The 17,347-nt window shown below is 33.8% G+C and carries 20 protein-coding genes; 18 read left to right on the forward strand and 2 right to left on the reverse strand.

Features of this window, described 5'->3' with window-relative positions:
- Positions 1–660 (forward strand): hypothetical protein, encoded by a 660-nt coding sequence (locus tag ACPX19_RS01855; protein ID WP_426431116.1) that lies wholly within the window; start codon positions 1–3, stop codon positions 658–660.
- A 63-nt stretch (positions 661–723) separates the two neighbouring features.
- Here ACPX19_RS01855 and ACPX19_RS01860 read toward each other — a convergent pair whose 3' ends face one another.
- Positions 724–1,557: a universal stress protein gene (locus ACPX19_RS01860; RefSeq protein WP_426431117.1), complete on the reverse strand. Its 834-nt coding sequence runs from the start codon at positions 1,555–1,557 to the stop codon at positions 724–726.
- Positions 1,558–2,235: 678 nt separating this feature from the next.
- On the opposite strand from ACPX19_RS01860, the gene ACPX19_RS01865 reads away from it, so the two are divergent.
- The 9 genes from ACPX19_RS01865 to ACPX19_RS01905 are packed head-to-tail and all read left to right on the forward strand — an operon-like array spanning position 2,236 to position 9,765.
- Entirely contained in the window at positions 2,236–2,847 is a 612-nt protein-coding gene (locus ACPX19_RS01865) for a TetR/AcrR family transcriptional regulator (protein ID WP_426431118.1), read from the forward strand.
- A 4-nt stretch (positions 2,848–2,851) separates the two neighbouring features.
- Positions 2,852–4,111 (forward strand): TolC family protein, encoded by a 1,260-nt coding sequence (locus ACPX19_RS01870; protein ID WP_426431119.1) that lies wholly within the window; start codon positions 2,852–2,854, stop codon positions 4,109–4,111.
- Positions 4,112–4,118: 7 nt separating this feature from the next.
- Entirely contained in the window at positions 4,119–5,015 is an 897-nt protein-coding gene (locus ACPX19_RS01875; protein WP_426431120.1) for an HlyD family secretion protein, read from the forward strand.
- A 17-nt stretch (positions 5,016–5,032) separates the two neighbouring features.
- Positions 5,033–5,536 (forward strand): c-type cytochrome, encoded by a 504-nt coding sequence (locus ACPX19_RS01880; protein ID WP_426431121.1) that lies wholly within the window; start codon positions 5,033–5,035, stop codon positions 5,534–5,536.
- A gap of 9 nt (positions 5,537–5,545) precedes the next feature.
- Entirely contained in the window at positions 5,546–5,908 is a 363-nt protein-coding gene (locus ACPX19_RS01885) for a hypothetical protein (RefSeq protein WP_426431122.1), read from the forward strand.
- A complete protein-coding gene (locus tag ACPX19_RS01890; RefSeq protein ID WP_426431123.1) occupies positions 5,909–6,811 on the forward strand; it encodes an ABC transporter ATP-binding protein in 903 nt (300 codons plus the stop codon).
- Complete coding sequence (locus ACPX19_RS01895; RefSeq protein ID WP_426431124.1) at positions 6,811–7,539, forward strand: ABC transporter ATP-binding protein; 729 nt, start codon at positions 6,811–6,813, stop codon at positions 7,537–7,539. Before ACPX19_RS01890 ends, ACPX19_RS01895 begins: the two co-directional genes overlap by 1 nt.
- Positions 7,536–8,642 carry an ABC transporter permease gene (locus ACPX19_RS01900; protein ID WP_426431125.1) on the forward strand — a complete coding sequence of 369 codons (1,107 nt, stop codon included), beginning with the start codon at positions 7,536–7,538 and terminating at the stop codon, positions 8,640–8,642. Before ACPX19_RS01895 ends, ACPX19_RS01900 begins: the two co-directional genes overlap by 4 nt.
- 1 nt (position 8,643) lies before the next feature.
- On the forward strand, positions 8,644–9,765 hold the full coding sequence (locus tag ACPX19_RS01905) for an ABC transporter permease (protein WP_426431126.1): 1,122 nt from the start codon (positions 8,644–8,646) through the stop codon (positions 9,763–9,765).
- A 103-nt stretch (positions 9,766–9,868) separates the two neighbouring features.
- Here ACPX19_RS01905 and ACPX19_RS01910 read toward each other — a convergent pair whose 3' ends face one another.
- Positions 9,869–10,300 carry an RrF2 family transcriptional regulator gene (locus ACPX19_RS01910; RefSeq protein ID WP_426431127.1) on the reverse strand — a complete coding sequence of 144 codons (432 nt, stop codon included), beginning with the start codon at positions 10,298–10,300 and terminating at the stop codon, positions 9,869–9,871.
- Between the two features lie 114 nt (positions 10,301–10,414).
- Between ACPX19_RS01910 and ACPX19_RS01915 the strand changes: the two genes are divergently transcribed.
- The 8 genes from ACPX19_RS01915 (at position 10,415) to ACPX19_RS01950 (ending at position 17,347) form a co-directional block, all read left to right on the forward strand.
- Positions 10,415–10,894 (forward strand): c-type cytochrome, encoded by a 480-nt coding sequence (locus ACPX19_RS01915; protein ID WP_426431128.1) that lies wholly within the window; start codon positions 10,415–10,417, stop codon positions 10,892–10,894.
- Between the two features lie 28 nt (positions 10,895–10,922).
- Positions 10,923–11,507, forward strand: coding sequence for a fasciclin domain-containing protein (locus ACPX19_RS01920; RefSeq protein ID WP_426431129.1), 585 nt, complete (start codon positions 10,923–10,925; stop codon positions 11,505–11,507).
- Positions 11,508–11,534: 27 nt separating this feature from the next.
- Complete coding sequence (nosZ, locus tag ACPX19_RS01925; RefSeq protein ID WP_426431130.1) at positions 11,535–13,487, forward strand: Sec-dependent nitrous-oxide reductase; 1,953 nt, start codon at positions 11,535–11,537, stop codon at positions 13,485–13,487.
- An 89-nt stretch (positions 13,488–13,576) separates the two neighbouring features.
- A complete protein-coding gene (locus ACPX19_RS01930) occupies positions 13,577–14,194 on the forward strand; it encodes a hypothetical protein (protein ID WP_426431131.1) in 618 nt (205 codons plus the stop codon).
- Positions 14,191–14,619 (forward strand): nitrous oxide reductase accessory protein NosL, encoded by a 429-nt coding sequence (locus ACPX19_RS01935; protein WP_426431132.1) that lies wholly within the window; start codon positions 14,191–14,193, stop codon positions 14,617–14,619. The genes ACPX19_RS01930 and ACPX19_RS01935 overlap by 4 nt, the downstream gene beginning before the upstream one ends.
- A 4-nt stretch (positions 14,620–14,623) precedes the next feature.
- Positions 14,624–15,871, forward strand: a complete 1,248-nt coding sequence (locus tag ACPX19_RS01940; RefSeq protein ID WP_426432412.1) for a nitrous oxide reductase family maturation protein NosD — start codon at positions 14,624–14,626, stop codon at positions 15,869–15,871.
- Positions 15,865–16,572, forward strand: coding sequence for an ABC transporter ATP-binding protein (locus ACPX19_RS01945; RefSeq protein WP_426431133.1), 708 nt, complete (start codon positions 15,865–15,867; stop codon positions 16,570–16,572). Before ACPX19_RS01940 ends, ACPX19_RS01945 begins: the two co-directional genes overlap by 7 nt.
- Positions 16,565–17,347 carry an ABC transporter permease gene (locus tag ACPX19_RS01950; protein WP_426431134.1) on the forward strand — a complete coding sequence of 261 codons (783 nt, stop codon included), beginning with the start codon at positions 16,565–16,567 and terminating at the stop codon, positions 17,345–17,347. The genes ACPX19_RS01945 and ACPX19_RS01950 overlap by 8 nt, the downstream gene beginning before the upstream one ends.

The following is a 17,347-nucleotide window of genomic DNA, read 5'->3' on the forward strand; positions in this document are numbered from 1 at the left end:
ATGAAAAAGCTGATGATTATACTTATAGCAGCTCTAATAAGCAACTGTAGCTCTACCCAATTATCGAATAGTTGGAAAAACCCAGATGTGCAAGCTTATGCTCCTTCTAAAATTTTGGTGATTGGTCTGACCTCCAATTTGGAAGCCAAGCAAAAATTTGAGAATGAACTTAAGGCCAGGTTTATTGAACGAGGTACAGTTGCTTACACTAGTTTTGAGGTTTTACCAGATAATACCACAACTGAAAAACTTTCATTAGTGGAGTTAGATTCATTAGAACAACAGCTTTTACAAAATGGGTTTGATACTATTATTTTCTCAAAAATCATAGGATCAGAAGATAAAATAGTCTACACTAAAAACTTTGATGTGTACGATGAGACCTTTGTAAAATTCAAGGAAGATTATTTAAGATACCAGGATAGTTTTTACAATCCAGAATATTACGAAGAATATACTGTTTACCATGCCGAGACTTCACTATTTTGTATTTGCCCGACTAAAGACCAGGAATTACTTTGGAAAGGATCCATTGAAATAGTAGATCCACAATCCATTGAAAAAACCGTAAAAGACTACATTTATGTAATTCTTGAAGCCTTAGAAAAGGAACAGCTTATTAATCCAGTGGCATTAGGTACTAAAAAGGAAATCATTTAATTCTACCTAATAAGTGTGCATCTCGTTTAAGCACATCTTTGATTACAAATTCAGCTTTTGTTTTTAAACATGAAAGACCAATAACGGCACTTTAAGTTTCTTGCTAATTTCTGTTGTTGATGATCCCGTAAAGAATCTTTCAAACAGACTTTCTTTCTGAACTAATAAAGCAATTAAATCTATACTATGCGTTTGGATGTAAGAATTCACTACATGATCCAAAGGTGTATTGCTTACAACATGATATTCGTAGTCAAAACCGCTTAAGTGTGTTTCAATATACTCGATATCTTTCTGCTCTTCTGGTAAAACTTCATCGTTGGGTTTTACTCTTAATAGGTGTAATTTTTCACAGTGTGTTTTTGCAAAAGTCATGAGATCTGCAAAGGCGTTACCATTTGTAGAATCATTCAAATCTAGCGGTAATAGAATTTCATTTGGAGAGGCATATTCATAATCTTCAGGAATTACAAGTGTTGGGCAAGTAACCTTTCTAATAACATTTATAGTATTGCTCCCAAATATAACCTCTTTGGCACCTGTGACTCCATTGGTACCCATAACTATTAGGTCAATATCCTTTGATGCTACAACTTGATTGACAGAATCTACAAACACATCATGATCTATAAGCATCTCAAAGTTGAAGCTTTCGTTCTTGAATTTTTCTTCTAATCCATCAACTAATTCTTTCAATTTATTTTTTGACTTTTTAATCAGTGAATCATAGATACTTTTATTACCAGACACCATTAAATCATCAGTTAAAAAAGTATTTGCAACTTCTACATGCAACACAAAAAAATTATTACTAGTACCCCTAAACAACTTTAAAGCGTATTGCAAAGCATTGATTGAATTTTCCGAAAAGTCGGTAAGTAACAGTATATTTTTCATAAACTAAATTTAATAATCATTATCTAAATTTAGTATGATTTTAGTCAGATTATTAAGAATTAGTCTTTAGAATAAAAAAGACTTCAATTTTGCTTAAGTCTTTTTCCTAGTAGTAGGAACTGGATTAACTTCTCTATCGCTCGTTGGACCTTATGAGCAAGTTTGTGCAACAAGCCAAATTTTGATTCAAAATTTACTTTTTTGACATTTCAATTTAAAAAAGTAAACTTTCTAAAATCTCATTTACAAAAAAAAGCCAAACACTTTCGTATTTGGCTTGTTGTAGAGCGTACAGAAAAAATATCGAACCAATTATTACAAGAAATAAATAAATTTAATCAGTTAAATGAACTTTAAACAAAAGTCATCATTGACTTTTCGATACAAAAAGTAACTTTTTAATTTTTATAGGCATTCTAGTATCATAGGGTACAAATCTTAATTCTTAAAAAACATAAAATCGAAATGCTTGCTCTAATAAAGTCTTCAAATTGACATGAATAACATTGAACACCAAGATCTCCATTCCATTTTTTCATACTAAACGTCACTATTTTTTCGAGTTACATATTATCTGACTTTTACAAATCATTAGTATATTTTTAAAACCCAAACAATTGTTATTAAATAATTTTTTGTAATTTTGTTAACCATATGGTTAAACTTAATGGTTGAATTATGACAAAACATAAAGACAATAAAACTGAAGAACAAATATTAAAAGCAGCACAAAAAATATTTCAATCTAAAGGAATGGATGGTGCCAGAATGCAAGAAATTGCCGACAAAGCAAACATCAATAAGGCAATGTTGCATTATTACTACAGAAGCAAGCGACTCTTGTTCGAGGCTGTATTTAAAAAGGCCTTTTCTTTATTAGCACCACAGCTCAATGCTATTCTTAATGATGACTCTTCATTAGAAGATAAAATCAAAAATTTCACACACAATTATATTAGTTTTATTATAAAACACCCTTATTTGCCAAACTTCATTATTCAGGAACTTAATAGAAATCCAAAATTCATTGAGAAAATAAAGAAAAATGTTGCTTTTCCGAACATTGATAAATTTAAACTTCAAGTAAAAAATGAAGTGAAAACTGGCAAAATTGTTCCAATAAATGCCGAACAATTGTTCATTAACATACTGTCCTTAAATATATTTCCTTTTGTAGCCTCTCCATTAATTAAAGCATTTACAAATGTTGATGACAAGGCATACAAAATGTTATTGGAAGCTCGAAAGAAAGAAGTATCTGATTTCATTATTAATGCCATAAAAAAATAAGCTTATGAAAGCCATATATCTATTCGGACTCTTTTTTCTAACAACGATTTTTGGTTATACCCAAAACACCATTAGTCTAAATGAATGTTATGAAGGTTTGAAAACAAATTACCCTCTCGTTAAACAACGTGCTATTTTAGAGCAACAAAAGGAAGTTGAACTTTCGGCTATTAGAGCAAAGACATTGCCACAGCTTAATCTTAATGCCCAGGCGACCTATCAGAGTGATGTTACAGAGGTTCCTTTGCCAAACACTGGCATAGAACCCTTGAACAATGATCAATATCGAGCTACCCTTACGGCTAACCAATTGATTTTTAATGGCGGAAAAATTAAAGCGTCACAAGGTTTGCAAAATATTATTACCGACAGAAAGCAACAAGAGGTTGAAGTCAATGTGTATCAACTAAAACAGCGTGTAAACCAATTATATTTTTCAATTCTTTTGATTGATGAACAAAGAGCATTGCTAAAAATTAGGGAACAGCAATTGAACAGCAAATTAAATGAAGTAAAATCGGGAATAAAAAATGGTGTGTTATTGCCAACTTCTGATAAAGTCATTGAAACTGAATTGTTGAAAATTTTTCAGCAAAATCAAGAAGCAATCAACAATAGATCAAAGTTGATTGCATCTATATCTTCATTAACTGGATTGCCGATTTCAGTTGAAACGGGGTTTCAAAAACCATTACTCTCAATAAACGCAGGTTCAGAATTAAACAGACCAGAATTAGGATTGTACGGTCTGCAAAAAGAAGAGATACAACAACAACAAAACATATTATCCAAATCATCGGTTCCTGAACTCAATGGTTTTGCAACTGGTGGTTATGGCAACCCAGGATTGAATATGCTGGAAAATGATTTTACCTCATATTACATAGTTGGTTTAAAGTTAAACTGGAATGTATTTGATTGGAACAACAATAAAAAGCAAAGACAAGCACTTGATTATTCTAAAGAATTGATAAGTAATCAAGAGGAAGTTTTTAAACTGAATACAAAGACAGCTTTAAATGAGCAACTTAAAGAAATTGAAACGCTTGAAAGCAGCATAGAAATTGATGAACAGCTTATTGACTTACAACAGGAAGTTGTGAACACTTCGGAATCCCAACTAAAGAATGGTATAATCACCACCTCTGAATATATTACAGAACTCACCAAATTATACGAAGCAGAAAATCTATTCAACCAACATAAAACACAATTGGAATTAGCCAAAGCCAATTACAATACCCTAAAAGGAGACTCAAAATAAAAGAACAATGAAAAACATAAGAACAATACTAATTGCCCTAACCATAACAATGCTTTTATCCGCTTGCAATGACAACGATAGTAAAGCCGATGGCTATGGTAATTTTGAAGCTACTGAAATCACCATTTCGGCAGAAAATAACGGAAAGCTTATTCAGTTTAACTTAAACGAAGGTGATGTGCTACAAAAAGAACAGTTAATTGGTTATATAGACACCATCGCACTTACATTAAAACGGGAACAGTTACAGGTTTCAAAAGCAGTAATTGGTTCAAAATCTAAAGGTGTTTTATCACAAATTGCCGTTTTAAATTCAAAATTAAAAACAGCTAACACCAACAAAACTAGAGTAGAAAATTTAATAAAAGACAACGCAGGCACGCAAAAACAATTGGATGATGTGGTTGGTGAAATAGATGTGATTAAAAACCAAATAAGAAGTGTAGAAATACAAAATGCACCAGTTGTTAATGAGTTGAAATCTATTGATGTCCAAATCAAACAAGTTGATGACCAAATTCAAAAAAGCAAAATCATTAATCCAATAAACGGAACGGTTTTATCTAAATATGCTGAATCTAATGAAATTGTATCTTTTGGAAAACCACTCTATAAGATTGCCGATTTAGCGACTATGGAACTACAGGTTTATGTCAGCGAAACCCAATTGGCCAAAGTAAAGATAGGTGAAGCCGTAACCGTCAAAATCGATGACCAAGATGCAATGAAAACGTATGACGGCAAAATTAGCTGGATAGCTTCGGAGGCGGAATTTACCCCAAAAATTATTCAAACCAAAGAAGAACGTGTTGCCTTGGTCTATGCAGTAAAGGTGCATGTAAAAAATGATGGTAGTTTAAAAATTGGAATGCCAGCTGAAATGTGGCTACAAAACCAAGAATAACCCTAAAACCCATAAATATGAAAACAATCATTTTTACAATTGCACTATCGGCTTTATTTGCCAGTTGTAAACAAAACACCCAAACCGTTTATTTAGCAGTGAACACTCAAGATACAGCCGACCTAAAAACACAGCCAGGCGAAGCTTACACCTTATTGAAAAACAACTGTTACCTCTGCCACAATCCAAAAGCGGCATCGCATGACGATATTATAGCACCACCTTTTAAAGCGGTAAAAATGCACTACACCAATGTGTACGACAACAAAACCGACTTTGTAAACGCAATGGTGAACTGGGTGCAAAATCCCGAAGAGGAAAAAGCACTTATGCGAGGTGCTGTAAACCGATTTAAGGTAATGCCAAAAATGGATTTGCCCACTGAAGATTTAGAAAAAATAGCCACATACATTTATGACAACGATGTAGAAGAGCCCATTTGGATGGAAGAACATATGCAACAACAGCACGGCAACGGAAAAGGTATGGAAAAAGGTAAAGGAAAAATGAACAAAAACTAAATATTTAAAATGAAAAAACTAGCATTAGTAACATTAACACTCGTCTCCCTATGGAGTTGTGGAACCGTAAAAAACAGCAATACGATGAACTTAAAAACCCTGCATACCGAAGAAAAAGCCGTACAAACACAACTTTTATTTAAACCTACAGATGAGAAAGTAATCTCGCTTCAAATTGAAAAAAACAAAAGTCTTGAAGAACACATTTCCAAAGTGCCAGCACTATTGGTATGTGTGAGCGGTAAAGCCGTTTATTCTGATGAAAAAGGCACTAAAGAAATCTTACAAGCAGGCGATTATGTCTTTATTGAAAACAATTTAAAACACCAAGTAGATGCACTAAAAAAGAGTCATTTCTTATTGATAAAATAAATGGGAATCGTTGTAAAGAACATATCAAAATCTTATGGTGAGGTAACCGCATTATCAGATATTTCTTTTGATGTAAAACCTGGTGAACTTTTTGGACTTATAGGACCTGATGGTGCAGGAAAAACTACTTTGTTCCGCATCCTAACTACCCTTTTGATAGCAGACAAAGGGCAAGCTACGGTAGCAGGTTATGATGTGCTTAAGGAGTACAAATCGATTAGAAACAGTGTTGGATATATGCCTGGACGCTTCTCATTGTATCAAGATTTGACGGTAGAGGAAAACCTTAATTTCTTCGCTACCATATTTGGAACAACCATCGAAGAAAACTACGATTTGGTCAAGGATATTTATGTGCAAATAGAGACCTTTAAAACACGGCGCGCTGGAAAACTTTCTGGTGGAATGAAGCAAAAACTTGCATTGAGCTGTGCGTTGATACACAAACCAAAAGTATTGTTTTTGGATGAACCTACCACTGGTGTGGACCCAGTGTCGAGAAAGGAGTTTTGGGAAATGCTTAAACGGTTACAGAAAAAAGACATCACCATTCTGGTATCTACCCCTTATATGGACGAAGCTGCTTTATGCGACCGTATTGCATTAATCCAAGATGGCAAAATCCTGGAAATTGATACACCAAAAGCTATTGTCAATCACTTCCCAAAATCGTTATATAATATTCGTGCCAACGATATGTATGGTCTTATTGAGAGTTTGATAAACTACGAACACACCTACAGTATTTTCCCTTTTGGAGAGTTTGTGCACTATACCGACAAACGAGAATCGATAGATACCGAAAGCTTAAAAGCCTATTTGGAGTCCCAAAGCCTTGCAGATATTCACATTGAAAAAACCCAACCTACCATAGAAGACACTTTTATGGAATTAGCTAAATGATGAAAAATAATAACGTTATACAAGTAGAAAATCTATCCAAGCTATTTGGGGACTTTGCAGCTGTAAACCAAATAAGTTTTCAGGTAAAGTCAGGGGAAATATTTGGCTTTTTGGGAGCCAATGGTGCTGGTAAAACCACAGCTATGAAAATGCTCATCGGGATTTCTTCCCCTACTTCGGGAACCGCGACGGTTGCCGGTTTTGATGTTTATAAGGAAACCGAATCCATCAAAAAAAATATTGGGTATATGAGTCAAAAATTTGCCTTATATGATGATTTGACTGTAAAAGAGAACATCACATTTTTTGGTGGTATTTACGGATTGACCAAAAAACAAATAGATCAAAAACGATGTGAACTGGTTGAGGAATTAGGGCTCCAAGAAGTTACAAACAGTCTTGTAGCTTCATTACCACTAGGGTGGAAGCAAAAGTTGGCGTTTTCAGTTTCTCTGTTGCACGAGCCTAAAATCGTTTTTTTGGATGAGCCTACTGGCGGAGTAGATCCTATTACAAGACGTCAATTTTGGGAAATGATTTACAAAGCTGCCCACAATGGAACTACCATTTTTGTGACGACCCATTATATGGATGAAGCCGAATATTGTGACCGTGTTTCCATAATGGTCAATGGTAAAATTGAAGCTCTGGACTCCCCAAAAAAATTGAAAGAGCATTATAAAACCAACACAATGAACGATGTGTTTTTAAAACTGGCTAGAGGATGAAACGATTTGTAGGTTTTGTACAAAAAGAGTTTTATCACATATTTCGTGATAAACGTTCCCTATTTATATTATTCGGGATGCCCATAGCCCAAATATTATTGTTTGGTTTCGCCATTACTAATGAAATCAATAATGTAGATATTGCCATTCTAGACCAGGCCAATGATGTGACATCTAAAGAAATCATCAATAAAATAGCCGTTTCAAAACACTTTAGCATTGTTGATATTATTCAACAAGAGTCATCCATAGAATCCATATTCAAAAAAGGCAAAGTAAAAGCGGTACTTCAATTTGAAAATAACTTTGGAAATAACCTCATTAAAGATAAACAGGCCAACGTACAAGTACTTACAGATGCCACGGATCCAAATATGGCCAGTACCATAAGTAATTACATTTCGTCAATACTTAAAAAGTATCAGCAAGAACTAAACAAGAATATCAACATAGACTACCAAATTGTCCCGCAAAGTAGGATGATATATAATACAGAACTAAAGAGTGTTTATATGTTTGTTCCGGGTGTGATGACGGTTATTTTGATGTTAGTATCGGCAATGATGACATCCATTTCCATAACCCGTGAAAAGGAACAGGGAACTATGGAAATTTTATTGGTGTCTCCTTTAAAACCCTTTCAGGTAATTATTGGCAAGGTGTTTCCGTACATTTTTCTGTCTATTATCAATGCCATTGTTATTGTGCTGTTGAGTATTTTCATCTTTAACGTACCTGTAAAAGGAAGTTTGTTTCTTTTGGGTGCTGAAAGTGTACTGTTTATTATCACTTCATTGGCTTTGGGTATTTTAATTTCAACCATATCGGCTACTCAGCAAACCGCAATGATGATTTCTTTAATGGGCTTAATGTTGCCTACTATATTACTTTCAGGATTTATTTTTCCCATAAGCAGTATGCCCGTACCACTTCAGGTGATCAGTAACATCATCCCTGCAAAATGGTTTATCATCATTGTAAAAGGCATCATGTTAAAAGGCATTGGGATTGGTTTCATATTTAAAGAAACCACCATACTTGTTTTGATGACGTTATTGTTTATAAGTATAAGCGTGAAAAAATATAAAATCAGATTGGAGTAAGATGAACATAATATTTTACATCATACGAAAAGAGTTTAAGCAAATCTTTAGAAATAAAGGGATGCTTCCTATCATTTTTATTTTACCAGTACTGCAATTGGTTGTTTTATCTAATGCGGCTACCTACGAAATAAAAAACATACAATTTGGATATGTTGATGCAGATAATAGCAGCATCTCAAGAGGTTTGGTAGAGCAGTTTGAAGCTTCATCGTATTTTAATGTTTCAGAAACATTTTCTTCGGAAAAGGAAGCTTCGCGGGCAATGCAAGAAGGTACGGTTGATGTTTATTTGAATATTCCTGTGTATTTTGAACGAGATTTACAAAAAGACAAAACAAATGCCATAAGCGTTTTTGTTGATGCAATTGATGGTGCAGCAGCTGGTGTAATCAATGTTTACATAACTCAAATCATTCAGAAGTACAACAAGAATATTGCTACAGATTTAATACAGATTTCAGATACTGTACAAAAACCAAGCAGTATCGATAGCATTCCTTTATTCTGGTACAACCAAACCTTGAACTACAAAACATTTATGGTGCCTGGTATTTTGGTTTTGCTTGTTACAATGATTACGCTGTTTTTATCTGGAATGAACATTGTGAGGGAAAAAGAAATAGGCACCTTGGAACAAATCAATGTAACACCCATAAAAAAGCATCATTTTATAATTGGAAAACTATTCCCTTTTTGGGTTTTGGGAATGGGACTGTTGACCATAGGCTTACTACTCTCCAAAGTTATTTTTAATACACCCATGCTCGGAAATTTGGGACTGCTTTATGCTTATACTTCAGTTTACATATTAGTGATTTTGGGAATGGGATTGTTCATCTCAAACTTCACAGACACACAACAGCAGGCTATGTTTATTTCATGGTTTTTTGTAGTGATTTTTATTTTAATGAGCGGATTGTTCACACCTATTGAAAGTATGCCAAAATGGGCACAAATACTTACTGAATTTAATCCTGTCAAGTATTTTGTGGAAATCATTCGAATGGTCTTACTCAAAGGTTCTAATTTTAACGATGTATTCCCATTGGCCATAAAAACATTAGCCTATGCTTTGGTTATGAACGGCTTGGCAGTTTGGAGTTACAAAAAAACACTGTAGTCTTAAAGATGCTAAAAACATTGCTAAAACAAACTCATCTCATTTATGTTTTTTCGGATATGTAAATTTTAATAATGAGAACTTTGCTGTTAAAAACAAATCATTATAAAGGTAATATAGACTCCCCTCTCATAATATGTTGTCTTAAATCCTCTAGAGTGGTCCTTTTCAGCCTTTCGTTAATCTTATGTTTTTCTTCATAGACCAAATGATGTAACGAACATGGATTATCACTATTACATTTCTCAAGACTCAATAAGCAAGAATTTAAACGCTCCTCACCATCAACCGCTTCTATAATTTGCATGACATTAGTTTGAAACTGATTTTTTGTTAAATAGAACCCTCCTTTGGGACCTCGAGTTGAAGATATTATATCTTTTTTGGAAAGAGCTTGTAAAATTTTGGCAATATATGCTGATGGTACATTGATTGGTTCCGCTATATCTTTTATAACTAACTTATTTACTTCACTAGAATTAACCGCAAGAAAAAGACAAGCTTTTATAGCGTACTTAGCTGTATTAGAAAACATTGTAATATAATTTAGAAGCAAAAATAAAAAAGATATTTTTATCTTAAATATGATTTTTATCATAAAATATCGATTCTATCCTTGCTAAATTTGCTCTAATTTAATTTAAATCTTATGAAAACAATATCAAAAATTTGCATTTTAGCTTTAACGCTATTTCTTTTCAATTGTGGAGGTGACACTAAGAAAAAGGAAGATCCTTATGCTAAAAAAACACCTGAAAAAACAGAAAAAAAAGAACCAGCATCAAAGAGAGTTGAATTAACTAATAAAGGTGTTGGACCAGTTTCTAAAGTAGATTTAGCACTTGTAGTGGACCCTGAAATGGCTGCCAACGGAAAAGTAATATATGAGAAAATGTGTACAGCATGTCATAAACCAGACAAAAAACATATTGGACCTGCCCCAAAAGGTATATTATCAAGACGCTCACCTGAATGGATTATGAACATGATTCTAGCACCTGAAAAAATGGTGAAAGAAGATCCTTTAGCAAAAGACTTATTAATTGAGTTTAATGGATCTCCTATGGCTAATCAAAATTTAACCAAAGATGAAGCTAGAGCTGTCCTTGAATATTTTAGAACACTCTAAACTTCTCGTTTAATTAAATATTATAACCATGAAAACACTAATCAAATCACTATTACTCTTTGCGTTTTTGGGATGCTTTGTAGCATGTAATAATTCAGCAAAGTCCTCTGAAGACAATGCAAGCCAAACCACAACCAATGACACATCTAACGAAAAAACCGGACAGGCCTTTATAAAAGATGAAGGAGGCACACCAAATGCACTACAATTGGCAATGCAATCAGAAGACCATACAACATTGGTTAGCGCTGTACAAGCTGCTGGCGTAGAAAATGCACTAGTCAATGTTGGGCCTTTAACGGTTTTTGCACCTAATAATACAGCATTTTCTAAAATTGACGAAGCTACCTTAAACGATCTTCTAAAACCAGAAAACAAAGGCAAATTAGCCTTAATACTAACAAACCATGTAGCTCCAAGTAACTTTCCTGTTGAGATGTTGAAAAAGAACGCTGAAAAAAATCGAAAACTTTATATGGCCTCTGGAGAATATGTAGAGGTTACACAGCAAGATGGTGACTTATACGTAGGTGGCACCAAAATTATTGCAACAGTCAACGTGAGTAACGGTTGGGTACATATTGTTGAAGACGTTATTCTTCCAAAAAACTAAAACTATTAACTAAATAAATCATTAAAAATGAACAAACTAAGCAAATACGTATTAGCTATTGCTGTCTCGGCTTTTTTAGTCAATTGTGGCAATAACAACAATACAAAAAACTCAAGTGCTATGACTTCTAGCAAGGCTGAGAAAGTTTATGTCGCACCAGGCGAACACGATGAATACTACGCATTTTTTTCAGGAGGATATAGTGGTAACATCACTGTAGCTGGTCTACCAAGCGGTAGAATGTTAAAAGAAATTCCTGTTTTTTCACAATTCCCTACTTCAGGTTATGGTTATTCAGAAGAAACAAAGCCTATGCTTAACACTTCTTTTGGCTTCGTACCTTGGGGAGATGCACACCATCCAGATATTTCGCAAACCAATGGAGAACTTGATGGAAGATGGATATTTATTAACGAAAACAACACACCTCGTATTGCAAGGGTAAGTCTATCTACTTTTGAAACTGAAGAGATTATAGAATTGCCAAACTCTGCAGGTAACCACGCCTCATCTTTTGTAACTGAAAACACAGAATACATTGTAGCTGGTACAAGATTTGCTGTACCTAATCCACAAAGAGACATGCCTATTAATGAGATGAAAGGTGAGTTTAAAGGCCCTCTTTCTTTTGTTAGCATCGCTGATAACGGAAGAATGAATTTAGACTTTCAATTAAACATGCCAGGCTTTAATTATGATTTGGCTCATCCTGGACGAAACAAATCTCATGGTTGGTTCTTCTTTACAAGTTACAACACAGAAGAAGCTAACACCTTAATGGAAGTGAATGCTTCACAAAACGACAAAGATTACATTGCTGCTATAAACTGGCAAAAAATTGTTGATTATGTTAAGAACGGTGGTGGTGAAAAAGTTGCAGGAACCTATGCACACAACGTATATGACGAAAAAACTCATACTGCTACATCCACTATGAAAGAAGGTGTAACAATGGTAGACCCTAGAGAAGTTGAAGGTGCAGTTTTCTATATTCCAATTCCAAAATCTCCTCACGGTTGTGATGTAGATCCATCAGGACAATATATTGTTGGTAGTGGTAAGCTATCTACAGATTTAAGTGTTTACGATTTTGATAAAATTATCAAAGCTATTGAAAATAAAGACTTTGTAGACAATTCTTATGGCATACCTGTCTTAAGTTACGAAAACACCCTTGCAGGAGTGGTTACGCAGCCAGGTTTAGGGCCTCTACACACAGAGTTTGACGGTAAAGGGAATGCTTATACAACATTCTTTATCTCTTCTGAAGTTGTGAAATGGAGTCTAGAAACGTTCGAAGTATTAGACAGACAGCCAACATTCTATTCTGTAGGTCACTTAATGATCCCTGGTGGAAATTCTCGCAAACCATTTGGCAAGTATTTGGTTGCAATGAATAAAATAACAAAGGATCGTTATTTGCCAACAGGTCCTGAGTTAGAACACTCTGCACAGCTTTACGATATCTCTGGAGACAAAATGGAACTTTTATCAGACTTTCCAACTCACGGTGAGCCTCACTATGCAGCTGGTATACATGCAGATATTATAAAAGAAAACAGTAAAAAGTACTATGAGTTATCAGAAAATGAGCATCCTTATGCTGCTAAAAGCGAAGCAGAAACCAAAGTTACAAGAAACGGTAACGAAGTACACATTAATATGACTATGATACGCAGTCACTTTGCGCCAGATAATATTGAGGGTGTTAAAGTTGGAGATAAAGTATACTTCCACCTAACAAATCTAGAGCAAGATTTTGATGTACCACATGGTTTTTCAATGATTGGTGCCAATACTTCTGAAATTCTAGTAATGCCAGGTCAAACCAAAACAATTGTTTGGGAGCCTAAACGCGAAGGTGTATGGCCTTTCTATTGTACAGATTTCTGTTCTGCATTACACCAAGAAATGCAAGGATATATAAGAGTATCTGGAAAAAACTCTAACACCCCTTTAAAATACACTTTAGATGAATAAAATGGGTTAATAGTTTTAGTGTTAAAGATCAATTAACTCAGACATGGGCGAGTGTATTGCTCGCCCATAATTTTTAAAATAAATTAAACATGAAATCCGCTAGTATATTAATGATCATTGGTTCTGCATTGCTTTTAGGTCTATTTATATTTCCGCTGTGGAGTATAACTCTAGAGGCTCCTCAATATCCAAGTGGTATCGGTATGAATATTCACTTAGATGGGTTAGCAGGAAAAGAAAAACACGATTTACAGAACATTGATGGACTAAACCATTATATAGGTATGAGCAAACTACCAAAACCAGACGAAATGTGGGAATTCACAGTTTTCCCTATCGTTGTTGGTGGTATGTCCTTACTTGGTATCTTAATTGGTTTTTTAGGATTATTTAAAGGTATTTCGCCAAAGTGGTTTTTGGGATGGCTCATTTTAATGGTTATATTAGGTGTATTAGGAATGTACGATTTTAATGCTTGGATGGTAGATTACGGTACCAATTTAGATCCTAAAGCTATTATGAAAATGACAGACGCAAATGGTAACCCTTTAAGTTATAAACCACCATTATTTGGAACAAGACATATCTTAAATTTTGTGGCTCATTCTTATCCACATATAGGTGCTTATATGATGGGGTTTGGTATGTTCTTAACTTTTATAGCATATTCGTTAGGCAATAAAAAAAAGAAAACTGTTAAAGCATGAAGCGCCTAAGTCTATTAATAATTATATACAGCTTTTTTAGTTGTAGTAAAACACCTCAACCTATAAATTACGGAACAGACATGTGTCATTTCTGCCAAATGACCATTGTTACTAAAACACACGCGGCTCAAATGGTTACTACTAAAGGCAAACAATATAAGTTTGATGCTATAGAATGTATGATTCGCTTTTTGGAAGACAAACAGGATATTATGGCTACTGGCAACTTATTCATTGCCAATTACAATCAACCTGGCACAATGATAGATGCAAGAACCGCTACCTATACTGTTTGTGAAGAAATTACTAGCCCTATGGGAGCAAATCTTTCTGGTTTCAAAAATACCGAAACAGCGAAAAAAATTATCAATGACAAACCAGCCCAATACTATGACTGGAAAGGTATTTTTAACAAAATTAATTGATTGGATGAACCCTAAAACGACTATTAGTATTTTATTATTATTTTTCTCAACCTGTTTTGTATTTGCTAAAACAATAACCATTTGCAAAACAGGTTGTGATTTTAATTCTATTAAGACTGCTATTGATAGTTCTAAAAGTGGTGACAGTCTTTTTATTAAAAGTGGTCTATACCAGGAATCAAATATAGTCATCTATAAAAAATCGCTTTATATAACTGGAGAGAAAGGCACTATAATAGACACTCAGAATAATGGCTACGGATTTTCTGTAGAGGCTACCGATATAATCATCAAAAACTTAACAATAAAAAACATCGAAGTTAGTTACACAAAAGAATATGCTGCAATTTTGTTATTTAAATCATATGATTTTGTTATTGAAAACATAACAGTAGAAAGCGCCTTCTTTGGCTTTTTAGTTCAAAAATCTAAGGATGGCATTATAAAAAATAATACCATATCAGGTGAAGGTAATGCGGAAGCAGATTCTGGTAATGCCATACATCTTTGGCACTGTGAAAATGTAAAAATTCTAAACAATGATGTGCGTAGAATGAGAGATGGTATATATCTAGAGTTTGGGAACAGTAGCTATATTGCCAACAACTACTCTACCCAAAATATGCGTTACGGGCTTCATTTTATGTTTTCTAATGACAATACTTATGAAAATAACACCTTTGAAGCCAATGGTGCTGGTGTTGCCGTAATGTTTTCTAAGCGAATAAAAATGTTCAACAATTTGTTTAAGAAAAATTGGGGAACAGCATCATATGGAATTTTACTAAAGGAGATTAACGATGCAGAACTACAGCACAACATTTTTGAAGACAACACTATTGGTGTTAATGCAGATGGCACCAATAGAATAACATTTACAGAAAACACATTTAAAAACAATGGATATGCTATAAAGGTACATGGAGCTTGTTATGATAATATTTATTCAAAAAATAACTTTTTGCACAACTCTTTTGACTTATCTTATTCAGGCAAACTAAACAGTAATAAGTTTGAAAATAATTACTGGAGTAATTACACAGGTTACGATTTAGATAAAGATGGTATTGGAGACGTTCCCTACAGACCAGTAAAATTGTTTTCGTATTTAGTAAATCGCACTCCAGAAAGTATTGTACTGCTTAGAAGCTTATTTATTGATATAATTAACTTTTCTGAAAAAGTATCACCAGTTTTTACACCAGAAAATCTCATTGATAACAAACCACTAATGCGTAAGGTAACATGGTAGAAATATTAGATCTACATAAAAAATTCGGAAAAAACAATGTACTAAACGGTGTAGACCTTAACATAAATGAAGGAGGTATATTTGCTGTTTTAGGTCCTAATGGCTCTGGAAAAACCACCATTATAAAAAGCATTTTAGGGATGGTAATACCAGATAATGGTACAATTAAAGTTTTTAACACAAACATTAAAAAGAACTCTAATTATAGAAGCAAGATAGATTATCTCCCTCAGATAGCTAACTTTCCCAGCAACCTCAAAGTTATAGAGCTCATTAAAATGATAAAAGACCTTAGGGGACAAACTAACAACGATCAAAAACTTATAGAAACTTTTAAACTTCAACCTTTTTTAAACAAAAAATTGGGAACGCTTTCTGGGGGCACAAAGCAAAAGGTTAATTTGGTGCTCACCTTTATGTTCGATAGTCCAATTGTAATTTTAGACGAGCCAACGACAGGCTTAGATCCTATTTCTTTAATATGCCTAAAAGAGTTAATTACAGTAGAAAAGAAAAAAGGAAAGGCCATTTTAATTACATCTCACATAATGAGTTTTGTTGAAGAAATAGCCGATCAGATTGTATTTATTCTAGAAGGAAAAATATACTTTAAAGGCAGCATAGAAGAACTTAAAACCAAAACAGAACAGAACGATTTTGAACATGCCATTGCTAACATTTTAACCAAAAACCATGCTTAAGATTTTAAAATACAGTTTTTTCGATTTAATGCGTAGCAGTTGGAGTTATGTTTACTTTGCCTTTTATCTGCTGTTGGGTATTGTACTGCTTTTTCTAAATAGTGATTTATCTAAGGCTGTTATTACACTAATGAATGTTATAATAGTTTTGGTTCCTCTAATAGGCACCATTTTCGGCGTAATGTATTACTACAATTCAAAAGAGTTTACAGAGCTTCTACTCGCTCAGCCATTAAAACGCTCGTCCATTTTTTTAGGACAGTATTTTGGTGTTGCACTTTCTTTATCAATGAGTTTAATTTTAGGTCTTGGTATTCCATTTATTGCTTATGGTTTATTTAAATCTAATGCCATTTGGGATTTTTCATTGCTACTAATAGTAGGCGTGTTTCTAACATTTATATTTAGTGCTTTAGCCTTTAATATTGCGCTATCTAACGAAAATAAAATTAAAGGATTTGGTTACGCCATTCTTATGTGGCTATTTCTTGCCATTATTTACGATGGGCTATTTTTAATGTCATTAATAATTTTTGAAGATTACCCTCTTGATAAAGTCTCTTTAATTGGCACAATGCTCAACCCAATAGACCTGTCCAGAACACTTATTCTTTTAAAGCTAGACATCTCTGCATTATTAGGATATACAGGTGCTGTTTTTAAACAGTTTTTTGGCACAAGCTTTGGTTTGGTTATTTCTATCTTTGCCTTAATTATTTGGGTAGCTCTTCCTGTTTTACGTATTATCCATAAATCAAAGAAAAAAGACTTTTAG

This window comes from Winogradskyella sp. HB-48 (assembly GCF_049942685.1).
In the GTDB taxonomy this organism is placed as follows: domain Bacteria; phylum Bacteroidota; class Bacteroidia; order Flavobacteriales; family Flavobacteriaceae; genus Winogradskyella.